This is a genomic window from Salinibacterium sp. 10G20-15 (assembly GCF_057365065.1).
Genome location: NZ_CP195118.1, coordinates 2,227,806 through 2,248,446, shown reverse-complemented (window position 1 = coordinate 2,248,446; position 20,641 = coordinate 2,227,806). Strand labels below are relative to the sequence as shown.

The 20,641-nt window shown below is 62.1% G+C and carries 19 protein-coding genes; 3 read left to right on the top strand and 16 right to left on the bottom strand.

Annotated elements, in window-relative coordinates:
* Nucleotides 1-59 precede the first annotated feature (59 nt).
* The 4 genes from ACR3YK_RS10910 to dusB all read right to left on the bottom strand — a co-directional run bounded on the left by ACR3YK_RS10910 (nucleotide 60) and on the right by dusB (nucleotide 6,222).
* Nucleotides 60-1,682, bottom strand: coding sequence for an ABC transporter substrate-binding protein (locus tag ACR3YK_RS10910; RefSeq protein ID WP_486174899.1), 1,623 nt, complete (start codon nucleotides 1,680-1,682; stop codon nucleotides 60-62).
* Nucleotides 1,683-1,842: 160 nt separating this feature from the next.
* Complete coding sequence (dnaG, locus tag ACR3YK_RS10905) at nucleotides 1,843-3,750, bottom strand: DNA primase (RefSeq protein ID WP_486174898.1); 1,908 nt, start codon at nucleotides 3,748-3,750, stop codon at nucleotides 1,843-1,845.
* Nucleotides 3,751-3,782: 32 nt separating this feature from the next.
* A complete protein-coding gene (locus tag ACR3YK_RS10900; RefSeq protein WP_486174897.1) occupies nucleotides 3,783-5,027 on the bottom strand; it encodes a deoxyguanosinetriphosphate triphosphohydrolase in 1,245 nt (414 codons plus the stop codon).
* On the bottom strand, nucleotides 5,017-6,222 hold the full coding sequence (gene dusB / locus ACR3YK_RS10895; RefSeq protein ID WP_486174896.1) for a tRNA dihydrouridine synthase DusB: 1,206 nt from the start codon (nucleotides 6,220-6,222) through the stop codon (nucleotides 5,017-5,019). The genes ACR3YK_RS10900 and dusB overlap by 11 nt, the downstream gene beginning before the upstream one ends.
* Nucleotides 6,223-6,239: 17 nt before the next feature.
* Between dusB and ACR3YK_RS10890 the strand changes: the two genes are divergently transcribed.
* Both ACR3YK_RS10890 and ACR3YK_RS10885 read left to right on the top strand, forming a co-directional pair.
* Entirely contained in the window at nucleotides 6,240-6,719 is a 480-nt protein-coding gene (locus ACR3YK_RS10890) for an aminoacyl-tRNA deacylase (RefSeq protein ID WP_486174895.1), read from the top strand.
* On the top strand, nucleotides 6,719-7,159 hold the full coding sequence (locus ACR3YK_RS10885; RefSeq protein WP_486174894.1) for a hypothetical protein: 441 nt from the start codon (nucleotides 6,719-6,721) through the stop codon (nucleotides 7,157-7,159). The genes ACR3YK_RS10890 and ACR3YK_RS10885 overlap by 1 nt, the downstream gene beginning before the upstream one ends.
* Here ACR3YK_RS10885 and ACR3YK_RS10880 read toward each other — a convergent pair.
* The 5 genes from ACR3YK_RS10880 to ACR3YK_RS10860 all read right to left on the bottom strand — a co-directional run bounded on the left by ACR3YK_RS10880 (nucleotide 7,156) and on the right by ACR3YK_RS10860 (nucleotide 12,375).
* Nucleotides 7,156-7,308: a hypothetical protein gene (locus ACR3YK_RS10880; RefSeq protein WP_486174893.1), complete on the bottom strand. Its 153-nt coding sequence runs from the start codon at nucleotides 7,306-7,308 to the stop codon at nucleotides 7,156-7,158. The two genes, ACR3YK_RS10885 and ACR3YK_RS10880, sit on opposite strands and share 4 nt — an antisense overlap.
* A 4-nt stretch (nucleotides 7,309-7,312) precedes the next feature.
* Entirely contained in the window at nucleotides 7,313-7,978 is a 666-nt protein-coding gene (locus ACR3YK_RS10875) for a DsbA family oxidoreductase (protein WP_486174892.1), read from the bottom strand.
* A 453-nt stretch (nucleotides 7,979-8,431) separates the two neighbouring features.
* A complete protein-coding gene (locus ACR3YK_RS10870) occupies nucleotides 8,432-9,379 on the bottom strand; it encodes a hypothetical protein (RefSeq protein ID WP_486174891.1) in 948 nt (315 codons plus the stop codon).
* Between the two features lie 508 nt (nucleotides 9,380-9,887).
* Nucleotides 9,888-11,273, bottom strand: a complete 1,386-nt coding sequence (locus ACR3YK_RS10865; RefSeq protein ID WP_486174890.1) for a glycine--tRNA ligase — start codon at nucleotides 11,271-11,273, stop codon at nucleotides 9,888-9,890.
* A gap of 55 nt (nucleotides 11,274-11,328) precedes the next feature.
* Nucleotides 11,329-12,375 (bottom strand): aminotransferase class V-fold PLP-dependent enzyme, encoded by a 1,047-nt coding sequence (locus ACR3YK_RS10860; RefSeq protein WP_486174889.1) that lies wholly within the window; start codon nucleotides 12,373-12,375, stop codon nucleotides 11,329-11,331.
* 81 nt (nucleotides 12,376-12,456) lie between these two features.
* Here ACR3YK_RS10860 and ACR3YK_RS10855 point away from each other — a divergent pair, with 81 nt between their 5' ends.
* On the top strand, nucleotides 12,457-13,419 hold the full coding sequence (locus tag ACR3YK_RS10855) for a LysR family transcriptional regulator (RefSeq protein WP_486174888.1): 963 nt from the start codon (nucleotides 12,457-12,459) through the stop codon (nucleotides 13,417-13,419).
* Here the strand turns inward: ACR3YK_RS10855 and ACR3YK_RS10850 are convergent.
* The 7 genes from ACR3YK_RS10850 to recO all read right to left on the bottom strand — a co-directional run bounded on the left by ACR3YK_RS10850 (nucleotide 13,389) and on the right by recO (nucleotide 20,630).
* Entirely contained in the window at nucleotides 13,389-14,597 is a 1,209-nt protein-coding gene (locus ACR3YK_RS10850) for a cysteine desulfurase family protein (protein ID WP_486174887.1), read from the bottom strand. The two genes, ACR3YK_RS10855 and ACR3YK_RS10850, sit on opposite strands and share 31 nt — an antisense overlap.
* Nucleotides 14,597-15,454 carry a carboxylating nicotinate-nucleotide diphosphorylase gene (nadC, locus tag ACR3YK_RS10845; protein ID WP_486174886.1) on the bottom strand — a complete coding sequence of 286 codons (858 nt, stop codon included), beginning with the start codon at nucleotides 15,452-15,454 and terminating at the stop codon, nucleotides 14,597-14,599. The genes ACR3YK_RS10850 and nadC overlap by 1 nt, the downstream gene beginning before the upstream one ends.
* On the bottom strand, nucleotides 15,451-17,016 hold the full coding sequence (gene nadB, locus ACR3YK_RS10840; RefSeq protein WP_486174885.1) for an L-aspartate oxidase: 1,566 nt from the start codon (nucleotides 17,014-17,016) through the stop codon (nucleotides 15,451-15,453). Before nadB ends, nadC begins: the two co-directional genes overlap by 4 nt.
* A 2-nt stretch (nucleotides 17,017-17,018) precedes the next feature.
* Nucleotides 17,019-18,308, bottom strand: coding sequence for a quinolinate synthase NadA (nadA, locus tag ACR3YK_RS10835; protein ID WP_486174884.1), 1,290 nt, complete (start codon nucleotides 18,306-18,308; stop codon nucleotides 17,019-17,021).
* On the bottom strand, nucleotides 18,295-19,011 hold the full coding sequence (locus ACR3YK_RS10830; RefSeq protein WP_486174883.1) for an NUDIX hydrolase: 717 nt from the start codon (nucleotides 19,009-19,011) through the stop codon (nucleotides 18,295-18,297). Before ACR3YK_RS10830 ends, nadA begins: the two co-directional genes overlap by 14 nt.
* A gap of 81 nt (nucleotides 19,012-19,092) precedes the next feature.
* A complete protein-coding gene (locus ACR3YK_RS10825; protein WP_486174882.1) occupies nucleotides 19,093-19,905 on the bottom strand; it encodes an isoprenyl transferase in 813 nt (270 codons plus the stop codon).
* Nucleotides 19,902-20,630: a DNA repair protein RecO gene (gene recO, locus ACR3YK_RS10820; RefSeq protein WP_341619780.1), complete on the bottom strand. Its 729-nt coding sequence runs from the start codon at nucleotides 20,628-20,630 to the stop codon at nucleotides 19,902-19,904. Before recO ends, ACR3YK_RS10825 begins: the two co-directional genes overlap by 4 nt.
* Nucleotides 20,631-20,641 lie beyond the last annotated feature (11 nt).

Genomic DNA, 20,641 nt, shown 5'->3' with positions numbered 1-20,641 from the left:
TGCGGGCCACCCCCGTTCGTCATAACGCTAGGCCGAGGCCTAACCGGAGCGAGTTACTCCTATTTGGCCAAGCTGCCGTAGCGGAACTTGAACGAACCGTCGAGCGTAGCTCCGGTAACGTCCTTGCCCGTCACAGCGATTTGCGCTCCCTGAAGGAACGGAACGGTCGACAGCTCAGCGGCAACCTTCGCCTGAATGTCCTCGATCATTCCCTCGCGCGTGGCAGGGTCGAGCTCGGTTGCCTGAGCCACGATCAGATCGTTGACTTCAGGATCCGCGTAGTGGTTTGCGAGGAAGTTGCCGTCACCGAAGAACGGCGTGAGGTAGTTGTCAGCGTCGGAGTAGTCCGGGAACCAACCCAGCTGATAAGCGGGGTAGGCATCCGCCGTGCGCTCCTTGGCGTAGGTCACCCACTCCGTCGACTGCAGGTTGACTTCGAAAATTCCTTCAGCCTCGAGCTGGCTCTTAACCAAGGCGTACTCGTCTCCTGAGGACTCACCGTAGTGGTCAGGGTTGTACTGAAGGTTGAGCTTCACAGGCGTTTCAACACCCGCATCAGCGAGGCGCTGCTGCGCTGCATCAACGCTCGGGCCGCCCTCGCCGTCACCGTACAGGTCCTTGAGAACCTGGGTAGCGCCGGTCAGTCCGTCGGGAACGTAGGAGTACAGCGGCAGGTAGGTGCCCTTGTAAACCTGATCGGAGATTTCCTGACGGTCGAGAAGGTCAGCAACCGCACCGCGAACGGCGAGCGACTTAGCTTCGTCAGCCTCAGGAGTCTTCGCGCCGAACGGCTGTGTGTCGAAGTTGAAGACGATGTAGCGGATCTCTCCACCGGGGCCAACGATCACGTTGACGTTGTCGTTGCCCTCGAGGTCAGCAACGTCGGTAGCAGACAGGCTGCGGTGCGCGACGTCAATGTTGCCCTCTTGAACATCGAGCTTCAGGTTCGAAGCGTCGGTGTAGTACTTCAGCGTGATGCTGTCGGTAGCCGCGGCACCAAGAACGCCTTGATAGTCAGGGTTGGCCTTGAACGAGACGATGTTGTTGAAGTCGTAGCTGTCGATGACGTATTGGCCAGCGAAAGCCATGCCATCCACGATCTCGTCGTCGGGGGTCACCGAGTCAGCCGAAAACACTTCTTCATCGACGATTGGTGCAGCCGGGCTCGACAAGATCTGAGCGAACGTCTGGTCGTTGCCGTTCTTCAGGTTAAAGACCACGGTGGTGTCATCGACGGCGTCAACGCTGTCGATGTTGCCCAGAAGAACAGAAGGGCCATTTTCGTCGCTGATCGCAATCTGACGATCGAAGCTGAACTTCACGTCAGACGAGGTGAGGTCATTGCCGTTGGCGAACTTGAGACCCGACTTGAGTACAACCGTGTACTCGTCTTCGCTCGTGTACTCAGCGGACTCGGCGATATCAGGTTCGACATCGGAGGTGCCCAGCGGCGAATTGAGCAGGAACGGGAACACTTGGTTCATCAGTGCAAACGAACCGTTGTCGTACGAACCAGCCGGGTCAAGGAACGTGACTTTGTCAGTCGTGCCCACGATAAGCGACTCGGAACCGCCACCGCTGGAGTCTCCCCCAGCTTGGCAACCAGTCAAAGCGAGCGCGAACGCTGCTGAGCCGGCAACTACAGCAAGGATTCGCTTGCTGTTCTTGGATGCGGATGTCATATCCGTCTACCTCTTCCTGTTGCGTGCAGAAAATGCGACGGCGCGTTTGTAGACGCCGCGCATCGTAGTTCCCTAGTAGTAACACACGAGGAACCTTCGAGACTAGGTCGTATACCCACGGATGGGGGATGTTTATACGAACGCAACCAAAAGGCGCCGATCAAGCGTCTTCGCGAAGTGCGCGGCGGTCCGCTTCGATACGAACAAGATCACGCTGGGTCTGCACATAGCGTTCCGGACTACGCTCGCGATCCATACGCTGCAACACCCCAAGAAGCTCCCGCTTCTGACGCAAAAGATCCCGTTCGATCAGGTCGGTCGTCACTTGCACGCAGTACACCGCAATACGTTCTTCACGCTCGGGAATCGGTGCAACGCTGAGCTGCTTGACGAAAGTCGAGAAGGACGATGGAACTTCAGCGGCAACGGCGGCTACCCAACCGGGTTCGAGCGCGCGATCCACGAGAGAAGCAATGGCGTCGCGCACCACCGCGAGTGACGGCTCGGCGATCGAGATCTGCGTGAGCTTGCCGATGAGCTCGGCGCCCACGACATCCGGATGCTGCAGCACCGCCATGAGGGTGTCTCGCTCAAGCCGCGTAATCGCGTCAACCTTCAAGCTCATGATCGAGGGACCAGCCTGTGCTGGCGCCTCACCGAAGCCCTCTGGCGGGGACTGGGAGGACGACTCGGACTGCGACTGCTGCGGCGCCTTCGGCGGCCCTGACGGGGCTGCAGTGCGTTTTGCGGCGGTCACAGCGTTCTGCACCTCGGTGGGCTCCATACCGAGCCAACCCGCAACACTGCGCACATAACCAATACCCAAAGCAGAATCGCGGATACCCGCGACCACCGGGGCCGCAGCACGCAACGCCGCAACGCGGCCCTCGACAGTTTCGAGGTCGTGCACGGCCAACTCGCGGCGAATCTTGAACTCAAACATGGGCTTACGAGTGGTGACAAGACGGCGCACCGCACCATCGCCCTTCTTCAGGCGCAAATCGCAGGGGTCGAGGCCGTCGGGCGCCACCGCGACGAAGGTTTGCGCAGCGAAACGGTGCTCTTCGGCAAAGGCGCGGTTGGCGGCCTTCTGGCCCGCTTCATCCGGGTCGAAGGTAAAAATAACTTCACCCGTGGCCGTGGTGTCAGCGTTGTCGTAGTCGCCGATCATGCGGCGCACGATCTTGATGTGGTCCACACCGAACGCTGTGCCGCAGGTGGCGACCGCGGTCGTGACGCCCGCAAGGTGGCAGGCCATAACATCCGTGTAGCCCTCGACCACAACAATCCGCTTGCCGCGCGAAATATCTTTCTTGGCAAGATCGAGGCCATAGAGCACTTGGCTCTTATGATAAACCGGCGTCTCGGGAGTGTTCAGGTACTTGGGGCCCTTGTCGTCGTCGAGCAAGCGCCGAGCGCCAAAGCCCAAGGTCTGACCGGTGACATCACGGATGGGCCACACCAGACGGCCGCGGAAACGGTCGTAGTAGTCGCCCCGCTCCCCCTTGCCAATGAGGCCGGCAACAACGAGCTCTTCTGAAGAGTAGCCCAGCTTGTTGAGGTGCTTCATGAGCACGCCACCGCGAGGCGCGAAGCCGATGCCGAAGCGCTCGGCAGCAGACTGATCGAAACCACGTTCGCCCAAGAAGCTGCGGGCGGGTGCTGCCTCGGGGCTCGCGAGTTGGGCGACGAAAAACTCGGATGCCGCCTGATTGGCAGCCAAAATGCGCGCGCGATTGCCGTGATCGCTCGCCGCGCCACCATCCTCATAATGAAGTTCATAACCAATGCGAGCTGCGAGGTGCTCAACAGCCTCGGAGAACGAGACGTGGTCCATGCGCTGCAGGAAGGTGTAGACGTCGCCGCCTTCACCGCATCCGAAGCAGTGATAGAAGCCCACTTGGGGTCGCACGTGGAAGCTGGGGCTGCGCTCCTCATGAAAAGGACACAGGCCCTTCATGGAGCCGGAACCGGCGCTCTTGAGGGTGACGTAGTCGCCAACGATGTCGGCGAGGTTGGTGCGCGAACGCACCTCGTCGATATCGCTTCGTTTAATCAGGCCAGCCACAATCGCAATTCTAGGCCGACCGGCCGACGACTCTAGCCAACGAGTCGTGCGTGCCAGGCAATCGCGGACTGATCCGTGAGGCTAGCTACCTGATCTACTACCGCGCGCTTGCGTTGATGATCGTTCTCAGCGGAATTCCAATCCGCCGTGAAACCAGAATCGAGGTTCACGGGAGCAGTCCAGAGCAAGACATCGGCGAGCTCGGTGAGCACGTCGCGCTGCTGCTGATAGATCGGGCGGCGAGCGTTCGTCGACATAACGAAGGCCGCCACGATGCCCTTGAGCACCGCGATCTCCGCCTGAATCTCCTTGGGCACGACCAAGCTGCCGCCGAAGCGAGCAAGAGCATCCGTCGGGTGAGCTTCGCGCGTGGCCTGAACTGCCGCACCGGCAAAACGGCCAATCAGTTGGCTAGTGAGGTTCTTGAGGCGACCGTGGGCGGCACGACTGCCATCCCATTGATCGATCCACGTGTCCAGCAGGTCAAGGCGATCAAAGGCCGCGATGAGCTCGTCGTGGGTGAACTCGCCGCCGATCCACTCGAACATCGACTTCACGAGATCGTCGTGATTAACGCGGGCGCCGAGCGCCGTGACGTCGATGAAGTCGCCGACAATGGCATCTTCAAAGTCGTGCACGGAATAGGCGATGTCGTCGGAGAGGTCCATGACCTGAGCTTCGATGCAGCGTTGACGGTCCGGTGCTCCGGCCCGCAACCACTCAAAAGCGGCCGTGTCATCGTCGAAGAAACCATACTTGCTGCGACCGCTCGGGTCAGGAATGCCCTGAGCACTAGGCCACGGGTACTTCGTGCTCGCGTCCAAGCTGGCCCGCGTGAGATTGAGACCGTAAGTTTTTCCGTCGGGGCCAAACACCTTCGGCTCGATGCGCGTCAGTAGGCGCAAGGTCTGAGCATTGCCCTCGAAGCCGCCGATGTCGTCCGCCCACTCGTTGAGCGCACGTTCGCCGTTGTGACCGAAAGGCGGATGCCCGAGGTCGTGAGAAAGGCAAGCCGTGTCGACGACATCCGGGTCAAGCCCCAGACTGTCGGCGAGTTCGCGGCCGACTTGAGCGACCTCGAGCGAATGAGTGAGACGGTTGCGGGCAAAGTCAGTGCCCATTGTGGGGCTGAGAACCTGTGTTTTGGCCGCGAGGCGACGCAGCGCGCTCGAGTGCAAAACCCGTGCCCGGTCGCGCGCAAAATCACTACGGCGACTCGAATGCTGCTCGGGAAGCCAACGCTCAGCGTCCGCTTCCGTATAGCCCTTAACCGCCACTGGTACTCAATTCTGCGTGATTCAGCTCGGAACGGTGCGACTCCTGCAGTTCGCGGCTGTCGAGCCACCCCTGTGGAAGCGTCGGCTTCTTCGGGCGCCCCGCACGGCCGCGCTGCCCCTCGGCATCGATGCCGGGATACTGCTGCGACCAGTCGAGGTTGCCCAACAGTTCGTCCATGTGGGCGAGCGATTGAACCGCAGCCATACCGGCCCGCAATTCGCCACCCACCGAGTAACCCTTGAAGTACCAAGCAACATGCTTACGGATGTCGCGGCAGGCGCGATCTTCTTCGCCAAAGAATTCGACCAGAAGTTCGGCATGGCGCTTAAACGCCGTGGCGACTTCGCCGAGTGTGGGCTCAGCCTTGAGCGTCTCACCACGGAAGGCCGCAGCGAGATCCCCGAACAACCACGGACGACCGAGGCAACCGCGCCCGACTACGACCCCGTCGCATCCGGTCTCATCGACCATGCGGAGGGCATCGGCGGCGCTCCAGATGTCGCCGTTGCCGAGAATGGGCGTATCGGTAATCGTGTTCTTGAGCTTCTCGATCGCTGACCAGTCAGCGTGCCCCGAGTAGAAATCAGCAGCCGTGCGAGCGTGCAGTGCGATGCTGGCAACCCCAGCACCAGCGCCAACGCGCGCGGCCTCAAGGTACGTCAGGTGATCAGCGTCAATACCCTTACGCATTTTGATCGTCAACGGGACATCGCCGGCCGCCTTCACAGCGCCCTCCACGATGTCACGGAACAGATCGATCTTCCACGGAAGCGCCGCTCCCCCACCCTTGCGAGTGACCTTGGGCACCGGGCATCCGAAATTCAAGTCAATGTGGTCGGCACGATCTTCGGCCACCAGCATCGTGACCGCTTCGCGCACCGTCTTCGGGTCGACGCCGTAAAGCTGAATGCTGCGAGTCGTCTCCGACTCGTGGTGCGTAATGAGGCGCATGCTCTCAGGCGTGCGCTCCACCAGAGCGCGGCTCGTGATCATTTCGCTGACGTACAGACCAGCGCCATACTCGCGGCACAAGCGGCGGAAAGCGGTGTTGGTGATGCCTGCCATGGGCGCCAAAACGACAGGAACATCGAGGTCGAGGTTCCCAATAGAGAGCTGTGGCGCGACACGCGGGTCGGCAGGGGCAAGAATAGTCACGTAGCAATTGTCCCACGGCGAGCCTGAACCTTGCCGCATATCACGGGAGGCCCCGAATGACGGCAGGAACTGACCGCGTTCGCGACGATGCCGAACGCCGCGGCATCCCCATCGAAATCATCGAACGTGCGCCCGCGACCTCGCTCGAACACGCTGCCGAACTGCTGGGCATCACTCCCGCCGAAATCGTGAAGTCGCTGGTCGTCAAGCGCAGTGATGGCAGCTTTCTCTTCGCGCTCGTTCCCGGCGATCGTCAGATTTCGTGGCCCAAACTTCGGGCACTCGTCGGCGTCAATAAGCTCCGGATGCCCGAAGCCGAGGTTGCCCTCGACGCCACCGGCTATGCCCGCGGCACCATCACCCCGCTCGGCAGCACCACCGCGTGGCCCGTCTACGCCGACGAACGCATGCTCGGAAAGCGCGTCTCCATGGGTGCCGGCGACCACGGCCACACCGCCTGGGTGCTGTCCGACGACCTCATCAGCGGCCTCGACGCGATCGTTGCCGACATCACGACCGAAGCAGGAAGCAACTAATGGCCCTTGACGAGCATCCGAATGTCTTCCGTTTCGAGGCACGCCTGTGGGTGAGCCCCGCACCGCGAGACGAAGCGCTTGAACAACTGCGAGCCCAACGCGCCTGGGACAAAGAAAATGCCAGGCTGCAGCGCTGGTGGCTATCGTTCTCGATCGGAGCCGCCGTAGGCGTTGCGGGAGTGCTCGCCGTCGGCTCGGGCGCCAACCTCGACCCCACGCTTTACCTCTTGCTATTGCCAGTGGGCTTTGGTGGCGGGGCGATCATCGGCGCACTGATCAACAAGCGATTCAACGCACCGGATGCTCAGCACGCGTCGCTGCCCGCACGCCCGACCACTGCGCCGCTCACTCTCATACCGTCACGGGTCGCAAAAGCCGCGCCAGAACAGGCCAGCGCCGCCGAACTCATCGAATGGTCGATGCGCGGTTTTGTCGGTTAGACCAGACCTTCGTCGATCTGGCGGTTGACGAGCGCCTGCGAGTGACGGTCGTCAACGACAACACACGTATCGCCTTCACAGGCGACCGCGTTCGGGTCACCGAGCTGCTGTAGGGCGAAGGTCGGGATTGGCTTCGTTGCGGCATCCATTGGGTTACGCGTCTCTTTCGGTAAGTACTTGTGTGAGTACGTTAGCGAAGGTTTCACTTTCTTGCGCGCCCGAAACTCCATACTTGCCGTCGATCACGAAAAATGGCACACCCTGGATGCCGTACTGCATGGCAACTTCCATGTCGGCCTTCACGGCGGGAAGGTACTCGTTCGACTCAAGAACACGAACAACTTCATCGCGATCGAAGCCGATGGACGCCGCAATATCGGCGAGGTCCTCAACACGGCCGACATGCTCAGTCTTCACGAAGTATGCCTCCAGCAGACGTTCCTTCATCTCGAGTTGACGCCCCTGAGCCTTCGCAAAATGCAGAAGCTCGTGCGCCTTGATCGTGTTCGTCTGGTGAATATGGTCGTAGTCATAGTCAAGACCAAGGCTCGTGGCGATGTCGGTGACGCGGGTCAGCATCTCCTTCACCTGCGGCATCGGCAAGCCCTTGCGCTCGCTCAAGAACTGAGTGGGCGTCCCCTCGTACTCCACCGGAGTATCGGGAGCCAGCTCGAAGGAGTGGTACTCGATGTCAACGGCGATACCCGAGCTTTCAACGGCCGCTTCAAGGCGACGCTTTCCGATGTAGCACCAGGGGCACTGAACGTCGGACCAAATGTCGATCTTGACAGGGGCAACCCGGTTTGCTGAATTATTCACCTCAGCCCCAACGCGCGGGAGGCCCGAATATTCCCGTTCGTGCGGGTGCGGCTGCTTTCCGGCTCCCGCGGGGCTCCTTTCCGGCTCCCGCGGGGCTCCTTTCCGGCTCCCGCGGGGCTCCTTTCCGGCTCGCGTGCGGCCGCTTTCCGGCTCGCGTGCGGTCGGCTTTTGGCGGTGGTTAGGCTTTGGCGGTGGCCGACATGCTTTGCTGGCCAACTCGCTATGGTGGCCTGCTTTGGGCGGCGGCCGGCTTTGGGCGGGGTCCAGCTCTTGGCAGCGGCCGGCTCTTGGCAGCGGCCGGCTCTTGGCAGCGGCCGGCTCTTGGCAGCGGCCGGCTTTGGACGGCGTCCGGCTCTTGGTGGCGTCCAGCGCGTCGTGCTGGCCGACTTGTTGCAGCGACCAGCTTGATCTGCTGACCGATCGTGGGCTCGTGGTGCCTCAACCTTCGGAAACTCAGGAAATCCGCAAGCTCAGCCCTCCCCACTCGCGTTTTCGTTGGCGTCGCATTTCTGAAAACGTCGGAGTTCCTGAATTCTCGAAGCCAGACTGCGAATGGGAGGCCAGCGCGCTATTCAGGCCCCGAAGAAACAACTCCCACTGGCTAAAGATCATCCTTGCGCTAATGCTCATGGCATGAAATCCAGCGATCGTGATTTCGATCGCCTTGAGACGGTCTTCTTCGAAAGTATGAGCGTGAAACTGGCGCCCATCTATCTCGAGGCCAACGATTCCGTTCACCACAAGATCGACCCGCTTGAGGCCCACAGGAACCTGGATCTCGACCCGGTGGCCGCTCAGTCTCAGGCGGGTACGCGCGAGACTCTCGGGCAAGCTCTCGCAACGCCCATCGATCCACGAGCGGATCTTCCGCTTGCCAATCGGCAAGGTGAGGATCAGGCGTTCGAGATCGAATTCGTCGATCCGGCCTGTATGCAGCGCCCAATCCGCCGCGGCCACCGCCGTTTCTAGGTTTTCATCGAGAATCGTACGCTTGAGCGCATCGAATACACTCACGTGCCAATTCGTTCCCTGATCATTAACTTCAGCCGGATCCCAGTGCACTTGGACGCTGCTGTGATCATTGAGCGGGCGACGTCGATTCCCGGGGCTCCGCAATCGTGCCGCGTTCTGCGCCACGGACACGTGCAACGGGTGGTCGCCGAGAACCCAACCGCCCCAGTCTGCAATTGCCGAAATCCCGGTAAGACGACCGCCCACGCGCACCGCTCGCAAACGCGGTTCTGATTCAGCCGCCGTGGAGTACCAGCCTTGGCGAGCTCTCACAACCTCATTTCGCCGGACAGCACGAGTGAGATCGTAATCGCGGACTCCTCGCGCGACCAACTGCTGTTTTTGCGCAAGCCCTCCCAGTCCATCGACCAATTCGCGCACATCCACCATGACGACAGCATCGTCGTGGGTTCGCCGGCAGGGTCTGCGAAGGCGGCTTCAGTTGATTAACCGACCGCTGAAGCCATGTGGATGAGCAGTTCGCTGTGGAAATTCAGGAGATCCGCAGGAGCTTTTCAATGGAGTGCCGGGATTCCGCGGGACAGGCTTTGACACGATCGCGTACTAAGGCAGATTTCCTGAATTTCCGAAGGGGTTTGGGGTGGAACGCGAACGAGTCGTGCGATTACGTAACGAGGTTCAGCGGGAAGCCGCGAGACGTCGGCTGGGCGGAGGCGGCGGCGGCGGAGGAGGCGGAGGCGGAGGCGGAGGAGGCGGTGGAGGAGGCGGTGGAGGTGGAGGCGGCCGGGGCCAGAGCCAGAGCCAGGGCCAGAGCCAGAGCCAGGGCCAGAGCCGCAGCCGCAGCCGCAGACAGAAAAGCGGCCCCGGACGAGTGTCCGGGGCCGCTTTAGCGCAGTGCTGGCTCTCGACGAAGGACGCCGAGAACCTCACCGCGGGGTTAACAGCCGATGAGCTCCTGCGCGAGGTAGCCGCGCAGCTCTTCAATCGGCATGCGCTTCTGTTCCATCGTGTCGCGCTCACGGATCGTAACTGCGTTGTCGTCGAGCGAATCGAAGTCGATCGTGACGCAGAACGGGGTTCCGATTTCGTCTTGACGACGGTAGCGGCGGCCAATAGCACCGGCGTCGTCGAAGTCAACGTTCCAGTACTTGCGCAGGTCAGCAGCAACGCCACGCGCCATCGGCGAGAGGCGCTCGTTGCGCGACAGCGGCAGAACGGCAACCTTCACCGGCGAGAGGCGGCGGTCGAGGCGCAGAACGGTGCGCTTGTCGACGCCACCCTTCGCATTTGGCGCTTCGTCTTCAGCATAAGCATCAATGAGGAAGGCCATCAGCGCGCGGGTGAGTCCAAACGCGGGCTCGATTACGAACGGCGTCCAACGCTCATCCTTGGCCTGGTCGAAGTACGACAGGTCGGCACCGGATGCTTCGGAGTGCGTGCGCAGGTCGAAGTCGGTGCGGTTAGCGATACCCATGAGCTCGCCCCACTCGCTACCGGCGAAGCGGAAACGGTACTCAACATCCACCGTTCGCTTGGAGTAGTGCGACAGCTTTTCTTGAGCGTGCTCGTAGAAGCGCAGGTTTACGGGGTTGATGCCGAGGTCGGTGTACCACTTCATGGATTCGTCGATCCAGGTCTGGTGCCACTCTTCGTCGGTGCCGGGCTCGACGAAGAATTCCATCTCCATCTGCTCGAATTCACGCGTACGAAAAATGAAGTTTCCGGGGGTGATCTCGTTACGGAATGACTTTCCGACCTGGCCGATGCCGAAGGGCGGCTTCATGCGAGCAGCGCCCATGACGTTGGCGAAGTTGGTGAAGATACCCTGAGCGGTTTCGGGACGCAGGTAGTGCATGCCCTCTTCATTGTCGACGGGGCCAAGGTAGGTCTTGAGGAGTCCCGAGAAGTTTTGCGGCTCGGTCCACGATCCGGGCTGACCGGTGTCAGGGTCGCGGATGTCGGCAAGCCCGTTCACAGGAGGGTGGCCGTGCTTCTCTTCGTAGGCTTCGAGAAGGTGGTCGGCGCGGTAGCGCTTGTGGGTGTGCAGCGATTCGACGAGCGGGTCAGAGAAGACCTCGACGTGACCGGATGCTTCCCACACCTTGCGGGGCAGGATAACGGCCGAGTCGAGCCCGACGACGTCTTCGCGACCCTGAACGAAGGTCTGCCACCACTGCTTTTTGATGTTCTCTTTGAGGGCGGTTCCCAGCGGGCCGTAGTCCCAAGCTGAGCGTGAACCGCCGTAAATCTCTCCCGATTGGAAGACAAAACCTCGGCGCTTGGCGAGGTTGATGACGGCGTCGAGGGGGTTAGGCGTAGCCACAGAAACTCCAATAGTCAGCCGAGCTGGATGCACGGTCGGCGGACGACCAGTTTAGCTAGACGCGCAGCGCAACGATAACCGCCGCGACGTCCTCTTCGGTGTTCCAGAGGTGGAATGCGGCGCGAAGGCGTCCGGCGCGACCGGAGGCTGTGATTCCCGCCGCCGTCAGCTTGGCGAGGTCGGCACCAGTTTCATCCGGCCACGTGACGATGGCTTGATTTTGACGTTCGATTCCGAGCTCGTCGCAGAGCAGGTTGGCGAGCCCCGTGCAGTGTTTCCAGACTTCGGAGATATCCAGATCGGCAAACATGGCGATCGGATGCTCGGCTCCCACCCAGGCCTGCCACGCGGGTGACACGTCGAACTGGCGAGCGTCTTTCGCGAGGTTCATCTCGGTGCCGTAGACACTGCCCCAGACATCATCTCCGGCATACCAGCCCGCTTGCACGGGTGTGATGTGCTCGGCGAAATTCTCGGAGATCGTGAGAAACGCGACGCCGCGGGGCGAACACAGCCACTTGTAGGCGTGGCATACGGTCGCGTCGAATTGGCTGGCATCCACGGGGTGAACGCCGGCGGCCTGGGTTACGTCGCAGAGCGTGCGAGCTCCGTGACGGTCAGCAGCAGCAAGGATCGCCGGCACATCGGCGACCTTGCCGTTGCACGATTGGATGAGCGAGAACGCGACGAGCGCGGTGGTATCGGTGATGGCATCCGCGAGTTCGGCCAGCGGCACGGCGCGCACCTGAAGGTCACGGTGCTGCAGGAACGGGAACACGATCGACGTGAAGTCGGATTCGACGACGAGCACTTCGGAACCAGCCGGCAGCGAGCACGCGATCAATGAGGCCATAACCGAGGTTTGCGAACCGATGGCGACGCGGCTGGTGTCTACGCCGACAAGACGGGCGTAGTGGCCACGCGTGCGCTCGACGATGTCTCCGTAATTCATGGGGTTGCAGGTGGCGGTAGCCCACTGCCCGAGCTTTTCCTTCATCTCGGTGACGGCGGCGCAGGTTGGGAGCCCCATGGTGGCAGCGGAAAGGTAGCCGCGGGTGTTCGCGAAGCTGTCGATGGCGCTGGCCAGAGCTGGGGAGGTCATGCCCTCATGTTCCCGCGTCGCGATACATGCGACAAGAGCATGATTGGGATACCAAAGATCACGTTTAGTTATGCTTGCTCCATGGACACCACTCCAGACCTTCTCTCGCTGCGCATCGTTCGTGCGATTTCTGAACACGGCACGATCAGCGAAGCTGCCCGCGTTCTCGGCTACAGCCAACCTGCCCTGAGCCAGCACCTCACTCGCGCCCAGTCGCGACTGGGACTCGCGCTCGTCGTGCGTTCTGGACGTGGGGTGCGCCTCACCGAAGCTGGTCGCGCCCTCGCGAGCCATGCCGTGACCGTGCTCAATGCGGTGGATGCGGCGAGCGCCGAACTCGCAGAACTGGCCGGTCTCTCGAGCGGTACTGTCCGCATCGCGGCTTTCCCGACGGCGTCGTCGACGCTCGTGCCGCGGTTGATTCGTCAGCTGCGGCAGCAGCATCCGAATTTGACGGTGAATTATGTCGAGGCTGAACCCCCACAGGCGCTGCAGTTGTTGCGGGACGGTTCAGCGGATCTCGCGATTACGTTCTCGTACCCAGAGGACCGCGCCGATCCGCATTTGTCGCGTGATGGTAGCCACACGACGGTCCCGCTGTTCACGGAGCCTGTAGTGCTCGTGCTGCCGGACACTCACCCCCTGGCGAAGGCCGACAGCGTGAGCTTGGCCGATCTTGCCAACGACTCGTGGATTGCGGGCTGCGCCCTGTGTCGCGGTCACTTGCTGGCCCTATGCAATATCGAGGGTTTCGCGCCAGAGATCGGGTTGGAGACGGATAATGCTCTCGCGGTTCTGAGCTTTGTCTCACGCGGGCTGGGGGTGGCGCTTCTCCCCCAGCTGGCACTGTCGTCACTGACGCTGCCGGAGGGCGTGAGCATCCATGCCCCGCAGCCCTCGAGTGAGCGCACCATTCAGTACGTGATTCAGCCGGGGGCAACGCGGATCCCGAGCGTGGCGACGACTATTGCAACGTTGACCGCGTTGGGCGGAGACGTCTGGGGTTTGAAGGACTACCCGGAGAGTGAGCGCACCGCGCGATAGGCCGTCTCGATCTCGGCGGCGACCGTGGCTAGCTGTTCCGCTGTCGTATCCCCGCTGAGACTAAACCGCACCGCCGTGTGGGCGATCGCTTCATCAATGCCGATCGCGGTCAGCACGTGCGAGACATCGTCGCTCCCCACGGCACACGCCGAACCAGCAGAGCAGATAATGCCCGCCCGACCGAGCTCGAGCAGGAGTGATTCTCCACTGGTGCCGGGGAAGCAGAATGAGGCGTTGTTCGGGAGACGGGTGGGTGTGGGTGCCGAAGCGTCCCCGTCGGCGCAAGCGTGAGAGTCAGCGCCGGCCTGAGCGCCCGCCAACACTGGCCCGGTAAAGATCGCCGCGGGAACCCGCGTCAGCACGTCAGCGACGAAGTCATCCCGTAGCTGCGCGATCTTGACCGCACGCTCAGCCCGGTCGGTTTCGGCGAGCGCAAGGGCATGGGCGAACCCGACAGCACCCGCAACGTTCTCGGTGCCGGAGCGCTTTCCACGCTCTTGACCTCCCCCGTGCAATACGGGCTCGAGGCTGCGACGCCCCTTGACCATCAGCACACCGATCCCCTTGGGCGCGCCGAGCTTGTGTCCGGACAGGCTCAGGGCATCAACACCAAGTCCGGCAACGTGAAGCGGAAGCCAGCCAGCGGCTTGAACGGCATCCGTGTGCAGCGGCACTCCCTGGGCGCGGCAGAGTTCAGCGAGCGCAGCAATGGGCTGCACGGCACCGATCTCGTTATTCGCGTACATGACCGTGCAGAGCGTGGTGTCGGGGCGCAGCGCATCCCGAGCCTCGTCAAGGTTGATGAGACCGTGAGCGTCCACCGGCAACACCGTGACCTCGAAATCGTGGATGCGCGCGAGATAGTCAACGGACTCCAGCACGGCCTCATGCTCGATCGCACTCGTAACGATGTGGCGTCCACGTGGCTCCGCAAGCGCGAGGCCTTTGATGGCGAGGTTGTCTGACTCCGTACCGCCCGATGTGAATACGACATCGGATGCCCGGCACCCCAGCGAGGCGGCAACACTCGTGCGGGCGGCATCCAGGGCACGCTTCGCGGACTCCCCCAGCTCGTGATGGCTGGACGGGTTGCCGAAGTCTCCCGTGAGCAGCGGCCACATCGCTTCAAGCACCTCACGGCGCACGGGTGTGGTTGCTGCGGAGTCGAGAAAGATCATTAGTGTGCGGCGCTCACCGCGATATCGAGGCCGAGGTCGAGTGAACGAACGCTGTGGGTGAGGGCTCCGACGGAGATGACATCGACGCCAGTTGCCGCGATGGCGGCGATAGTGTCGAGGTTCACGCCTCCGCTGGCCTCGACGATGGCGCGGCCAGCCACGAGCTCGACGCCGGCACGCAGGTCATCGAGCGAGAAGTTGTCGAGCATGATGGTGTCGACGCGCGCCGAGACGACAGTCTCGACCTGGTCAAGACGGTCGACTTCGACTTCGAGGTGAGTAGTGTGACCGATCCGGGCACGAGCCTGACGAATGGCCTCGCCGAGTTCGATACCGGCCGCAGCGAGAACCGCCAGGTGGTTGTCTTTGGCCATCACGGCATCCGAGAGGCTGAAGCGGTGATTGTGGCCACCACCCGAACGCACAGCGTGACGTTCGAGAGCGCGCAGCCCCGGCGTGGTCTTGCGCGTATCGACGACCCGCGCGTGCGTGCCCGCCACTTGAGCGACGTAGGCCGCGGTCTGCGTGGCGATTCCCGACATCCGCTGGCTGAGGTTGAGAGCGATGCGCTCCGCCCGCAGAACAGCGCGGGCGTTACCGGAAACCGAAGCGAGTTGCTGGCCGGCGGTAAATGAGTCGCCATCACTGGCCTGCAGCGTGACCTCAGCCTGAGCATCCACGAGTTTGAATGTTCGAGCGAAGACATCGAGGCCACTGGCGACTCCGGCCTCTCGCGCATTGAGCACGGCGGTGGCGGTGGCGTCTGCGGGCACAAAAGCGTCGCTCGTGATATCTCCCCAGGGCGCATCTTCGGCGAGAGCCATCAGGATCACGTTGTCAACGAGCTGCTGATTCATCGAGTTGCCGTTTCTGCTTGGTCTTCTGCCGGGATGAAGTCGCCCGCTACGTTGACGGCTGCCCAGCGCGTGGAGAAGGCGAGCTCTTCGCGGGTCTCCGGGTAGTCGGTGCGTTCGTGGGCTCCGCGCGATTCCTTGCGGCGGAGCGCAGCGACAACGACGAGACGTGCAAGGTCGAGCAGGTTCGCGTTCTCTGCGCCCTCGACGGTGTTCGGCTCGGAGTGCCAACTAGCCAAGATCGCGGATGCTTCTTCGAGACGAGTCGCGTCACGCTCAAGTCCGACGTGGCTCCACATGAGTTCGCGCAGCTGATCACGCGTAAACGGCTCTTTGCCCGTGATTTCGAACTGGGGCTCAAGCGCGTCGACCTCGATCGCCCGCTGAGGCAGGTTGAGGGCATCCGCGGCGCGCCAGGCGAAGACGAGCGATTCGAGGAGCGAGTTGGAAGCGAGGCGGTTGGCGCCGTGCACCCCGGTGCAGGATGCCTCCCCCACCGCATAGAGACCACGCACGCTCGTGCGGCCGTCGATGTCGGTGCGGATGCCGCCCATCCAGTAGTGCGCTGCGGGCGTCACCGGAATCGGCTGCGTTCCCCAATCGAAGCCGTGTTCCTCGCACACTTCGGAGATGCCGGGGAAACGCTTGGCGAGAAACTCAGAGCCCAATGCCGTTGCGTCGAGCATGATGGGGCGCCCACCCTGCTTCTCCATGGCGCGGGCGATTCCGCGAGCGACGACATCGCGCGGGGCGAGTTCACCGTCAGGGTGCACGTCGAACATGAAACGCTTGCCGTTCTCATCGAGCAGCGTTGCGCCCTCACCGCGAACGGCTTCGGAGACGAGCGGATTGCCCGGCACCGCAAGAGAAGTGGGGTGAAACTGGAAGAACTCGACATCGGCGAGAGCAGCACCAGCGCGGTAGGCGGCAGCGACACCGTCACCTGTCGTGACGAACGGATTCGTCGTGTGCTTGTAGAGCTGGCCGGCACCGCCGCTCGCGAGAACGACGATGTCTCCGTCGATCACTCGGGAGTTGCCGTCGGGAGCAATTACGTCGATGCCGGTGACACGCGGCGTGCCGTCGGCATCCGTCTCGGTCACCAGATCGCGCATGAACGTGTAGGCGTAGGTCTCGACGGCCAGCGCGCGGACGGCGCGCAGCAGGGCGACTTCGATCGCGAGCCCCGTGGCGTCTCCACCGGCGTGGATGACGCGCCGCGAGGAGTGCGCCGCTTCGTGTCCCCGAGCGAGCTCACCATTGGCAATGCGGTCGAACTCCACCCCGAGAGAGATGAGCTCTTGCACGCGCAAGGGGCCCTCGCTGCACAACACTTCAACGGCATCCCGCTCGCACAGTCCCGCGCCCGCGATCATTGTGTCGGAGACGTGACTGGCCACGGTGTCATCGGGAAACAGAACAGCGGCAATACCGCCCTGGGCGTACTTGGTGTTACTCTCCGCGAGCTCCGACTTGGTCACAAGAACCACTTCGTGGTGAGCGCTCGCACGGTAGGCGGTGATCAGACCGGCAATACCGGTACCGACAACGATGACGCGTGCCATGGTTACGCTTCTTTCGTCGTCACCGGTGGCTTCGCGGCGAGCATCCGCTCCAAGGCCACCCGTGCCGGTTCCGCCACATCGTCAGCGACCGTAATCTGGTTGAGAACTTCGCCGTGAACGAGGCCTTCGAGCACCCACGCAAGGTAGCCGGGGTGGATGCGGTACATCGTTGAACACGGGCACACAACCGGGTCGAGGCAGAAGATCGTGTGCTGCGGGTACTCGGCAGCGAGCCGGTTGACCATGTTGATCTCGGTGCCAATCGCGAACGTTGTCGGCTCGGTCGCCGCAGCAACAGCCTTCTGGATGTAGTCGGTCGACCCTGCTTCGTCAGCGGCATCCACTACCGGCATCGGACACTCGGGGTGCACGATCACGCGCACACCAGGGTGCTCAGCGCGAGCCTGCTCAATCTGACCAACGTTGAAACGTTTGTGCACGCTGCAGAAACCGTGCCAGAGCACAACCTTCGCTTCGTTGAGGGTCTCGGCGTCGTTGCCGCCGAGAGGCTTATTCGGGTTCCACATCGGCATGAGATCGGTCGAAATGCCCATCTTCTTTGCCGTGTTGCGGCCAAGGTGCTGGTCGGGGAAGAACAGCACACGCTGACCACGCTCGTAGGCCCACTCCAGAACGATCGCGGCGTTCGAGCTCGTGCACACGATGCCGCCGTTACGACCACAAAAGCCCTTGAGCGCGGCAGACGAGTTCATATACGTCACGGGGATGATCGGCACACGGCCATCGGCATCCGGCTCGGTTCCGTAGATTTCGGTGAGCTGTTCCCAGCACTCTTCAACCGAATCGATGTCGGCCATGTCAGCCATCGAGCAGCCGGCGGCGAGGTTCGGCAGAATCACAGCTTGGTCCTCGCGCGCCAGGATGTCAGCCGTCTCGGCCATGAAGTGAACGCCGCAGAACACGATCGCTTCGGCATTCGGCACGGTCTGCGCCGCATTGGCGAGCTGGAAGGAATCGCCGAGGAAGTCGGCGTGCTGCACGACCTCGTCGCGTTGGTAGAAGTGCCCGAGCACTACCGCACGGTCTCCCAGCGTGGCCTTGGCGGCGATGATGCGGGCGTGGAGGTCTTCGTTGGAGGCTTGCTGATACTCCAGCGGCAACTGACCCTGACGAGGTGCGCCAGTGGGAATCACATCGCCCATGGATGCACCGGGGCCGTAGCTCGGAACACCGAGGTCAAAGGTCCAGGGGCCATCGGCCAACTCAGGAGCGCAGGTCTCCCCGTCGCCCGTCTTGGTGATGCGCTGAATAGTCGAATCAATGGATGACACGAGTGCTCCCTGTCTTTAGGTGGCCGAGCGGGCCGTTGTCAACGAGCTCAACGCTCTCGTCATAGCGGTACAGCCTCGGAGGCCGGTGACGCCCTCCCGAGACAACGTGGTCAGTGGGAACCAGTGAACCTGAGTTCTCGATCTGACGACGAAAATTGGCGGGATCGAGTTGCTTTTGCAACACGGCCTCATGAACGATGCGCAACTCGCTGAGAGTGAACGTCTCGCCCAAGAAGGCGCGAGCAATGCGCGAGTATTCCATTTTGGTGCGCAGCCGCCACAGGGCGTAGTCGATGATCACGTTGTGATCGAAAGCAAGTTCCGGCAGGTCATCTGCAGGGAACCAGCGCACATTCTCGCCCTCGGTGGCCCGATCGGCCTCTTCTTGGCGCACGAGCGCCCAATAAACGACCGACACAGCACGCCCACCGATCGACCGCTCCACGTCACCAAAGGCGTAGAGCTGTTCAAGGTAGGCGGGTTCGAGCGCAGTAGTTTCGAGCAGGTTGCGAGCTGCGGCATCCGCCAGACTTTCGTCGTTGCCGACCCAACCGCCGGGCAGCGCCCACTGGCCGGCATACGGCTCGCGGGTGCGGCGCACGAGAGGAATCCACAGCGCGCTCTGACCCGACTCGGGAATGGGACGCAGGGCAAAAATCACGGTTGATACCGCAAGCGAGATTGCTTGTTCACTCTGTTCCATCGCCACTCCCTTCAGTAAGAGTCATGCTGACCTGAACACAGAATACACCTTAAAGTCACTCTGACCAAAAGGGCGGCGAGGCTAGGCGGGAGATGGCGCGGGGGCATCGACCGCGCCACCGAAACGGCGCGAGCGGCTCGCATAAATACGAATCGCCTCCCACAGGTCTTCCCTGGTGAAATCTGGCCACAGAGTGTCGAGAAAGACCATCTCGGCATAGGCACTCTGCCAAGGCATGAAGTTACTCATCCGCTGCTCCCCCGACGACCGTACAAACAGGTCGACATCGGGCAATTGCGGTTGATAGAGACGCTTCTGGACGAGCTTCTCCGAGACAGCGGACGGCTTCAGCTTGCCCGCCGCAACATCATCGGCAATGGAGCGCACGGCATCCGCGATCTCGTTACGGCCGCCATAGTTCACGCACATTGTGAGGGTCAGCGTGCTGTTGTTCTCGGTAAGCTTTTCGGCGAACTGCAGCTCTTTGATCACAGAGGTCCACAGGCGCGGGCGTCGCCCAGCCCAGCGCACACGCACACCCCACTCGTTAAGTTGATCGCGGCGACGGTGCAGAACATCCCGGTTGAACCCCATGAGAAAGCGAACCTCTTCGGGCGAACGGCTCCAGTTTTCGGTCGAAAACGCATACACGCTGATGTGCTTCACACCGATCTGGATGGCGCCAGCCACGACATCCAGCAGGCTCGCCTCCCCCGCTTTGTGGCCCTCGACACGCGTGAGACCGCGCGCGTTGGCCCAGCGCCCATTGCCGTCCATGACGAGCGCAATGTGCTCGGGAACAGACCCTGTGGGCATCGCAGGAGGATGGATGTCGGTCCAGTCCAGCGGACGAAATTCCTCGGCATCCTTGTGAGTTTTTGCTACGCGGCTCATGCGCTCCGATCCACATGCTGAATGGAGCGAAGACTGCGCTCCAAATGAAACTGGGTGTACGCGGCGACAACGCCGCTAGCTTGCGATCGTGACCGCTCGTCAGCTGCCTCGGCAACATCCCACTGACCGGCGAGTAAAGCGCCGAGTAGTTCGAGAGTCGCGGGGCTCAGTCGGGGTGAACCGGGTGGCGCAACCTCATCAGCCACCACACCGCCCATCTGCGCCACGAAAACGGAGTGCGGCCCGGGAGCACCGGTCACCGCGCAATCCACAAAACTGGGGGCCCAGCCGGCAATCGACAGGCTGCGCAACAGATAGGAGTCCAGCGTCAGGCTCGGGTTGTGCTCGCGCCGCGACAGAGACCGCAACGCACCCACCAGCAGAAGGTATTGCTGCAACGAGCCATCGTCATCCGTGACTTTGTCAGCCGTTTCGACCATCACGCTCGCGGCGGTGTAGCTCGCGTAATCGGCCGTGATGTTCGAGCCGTACGAACCAAGCGACTCCGCTTGCTGGATGATGTCGAGACTGCGACCGATATAACACTGGATGTCAGCGACCATAAAGGGTTCCAGTCGCGACCCAAACTTCGAGGCCGTGCGACGCACCCCCTTGGCTACCGCGCGGATCTTGCCATGCTCGCGCGAGAGCATCGTCACGATGCGGTCGGCTTCACCCAACTTGTGGGTGCGCAGCACGACGGCTTCATCACGATAGGTAGGCACCCGACAAGTAT

Bases quoted from the DNA above. Each gene is read 5' to 3' on its own strand.
- ACR3YK_RS10830 (WP_486174883.1), bottom strand. From the start codon at position 19,011: ATGGAACAGAGTGAACAAGCAATCTCGCTTGCGGTATCAACCGTGATT.
- ACR3YK_RS10855 (WP_486174888.1), top strand. From the start codon at position 12,457: ATGGACACCACTCCAGACCTTCTCTCGCTGCGCATCGTTCGTGCGATT.
- ACR3YK_RS10850 (WP_486174887.1), bottom strand. From the start codon at position 14,597: ATGATCTTTCTCGACTCCGCAGCAACCACACCCGTGCGCCGTGAGGTG.
- nadC (WP_486174886.1), bottom strand. From the start codon at position 15,454: ATGAATCAGCAGCTCGTTGACAACGTGATCCTGATGGCTCTCGCCGAA.
- nadB (WP_486174885.1), bottom strand. From the start codon at position 17,016: ATGGCACGCGTCATCGTTGTCGGTACCGGTATTGCCGGTCTGATCACC.
- ACR3YK_RS10880 (WP_486174893.1), bottom strand. From the start codon at position 7,308: ATGGATGCCGCAACGAAGCCAATCCCGACCTTCGCCCTACAGCAGCTC.
- ACR3YK_RS10885 (WP_486174894.1), top strand. From the start codon at position 6,719: ATGGCCCTTGACGAGCATCCGAATGTCTTCCGTTTCGAGGCACGCCTG.
- ACR3YK_RS10890 (WP_486174895.1), top strand. From the start codon at position 6,240: ATGACGGCAGGAACTGACCGCGTTCGCGACGATGCCGAACGCCGCGGC.
- dusB (WP_486174896.1), bottom strand. From the start codon at position 6,222: ATGCGGCAAGGTTCAGGCTCGCCGTGGGACAATTGCTACGTGACTATT.
- ACR3YK_RS10860 (WP_486174889.1), bottom strand. From the start codon at position 12,375: ATGACCTCCCCAGCTCTGGCCAGCGCCATCGACAGCTTCGCGAACACC.
- ACR3YK_RS10910 (WP_486174899.1), bottom strand. From the start codon at position 1,682: ATGACATCCGCATCCAAGAACAGCAAGCGAATCCTTGCTGTAGTTGCC.
- ACR3YK_RS10870 (WP_486174891.1), bottom strand. From the start codon at position 9,379: ATGGTGGATGTGCGCGAATTGGTCGATGGACTGGGAGGGCTTGCGCAA.
- ACR3YK_RS10825 (WP_486174882.1), bottom strand. From the start codon at position 19,905: ATGAGCCGCGTAGCAAAAACTCACAAGGATGCCGAGGAATTTCGTCCG.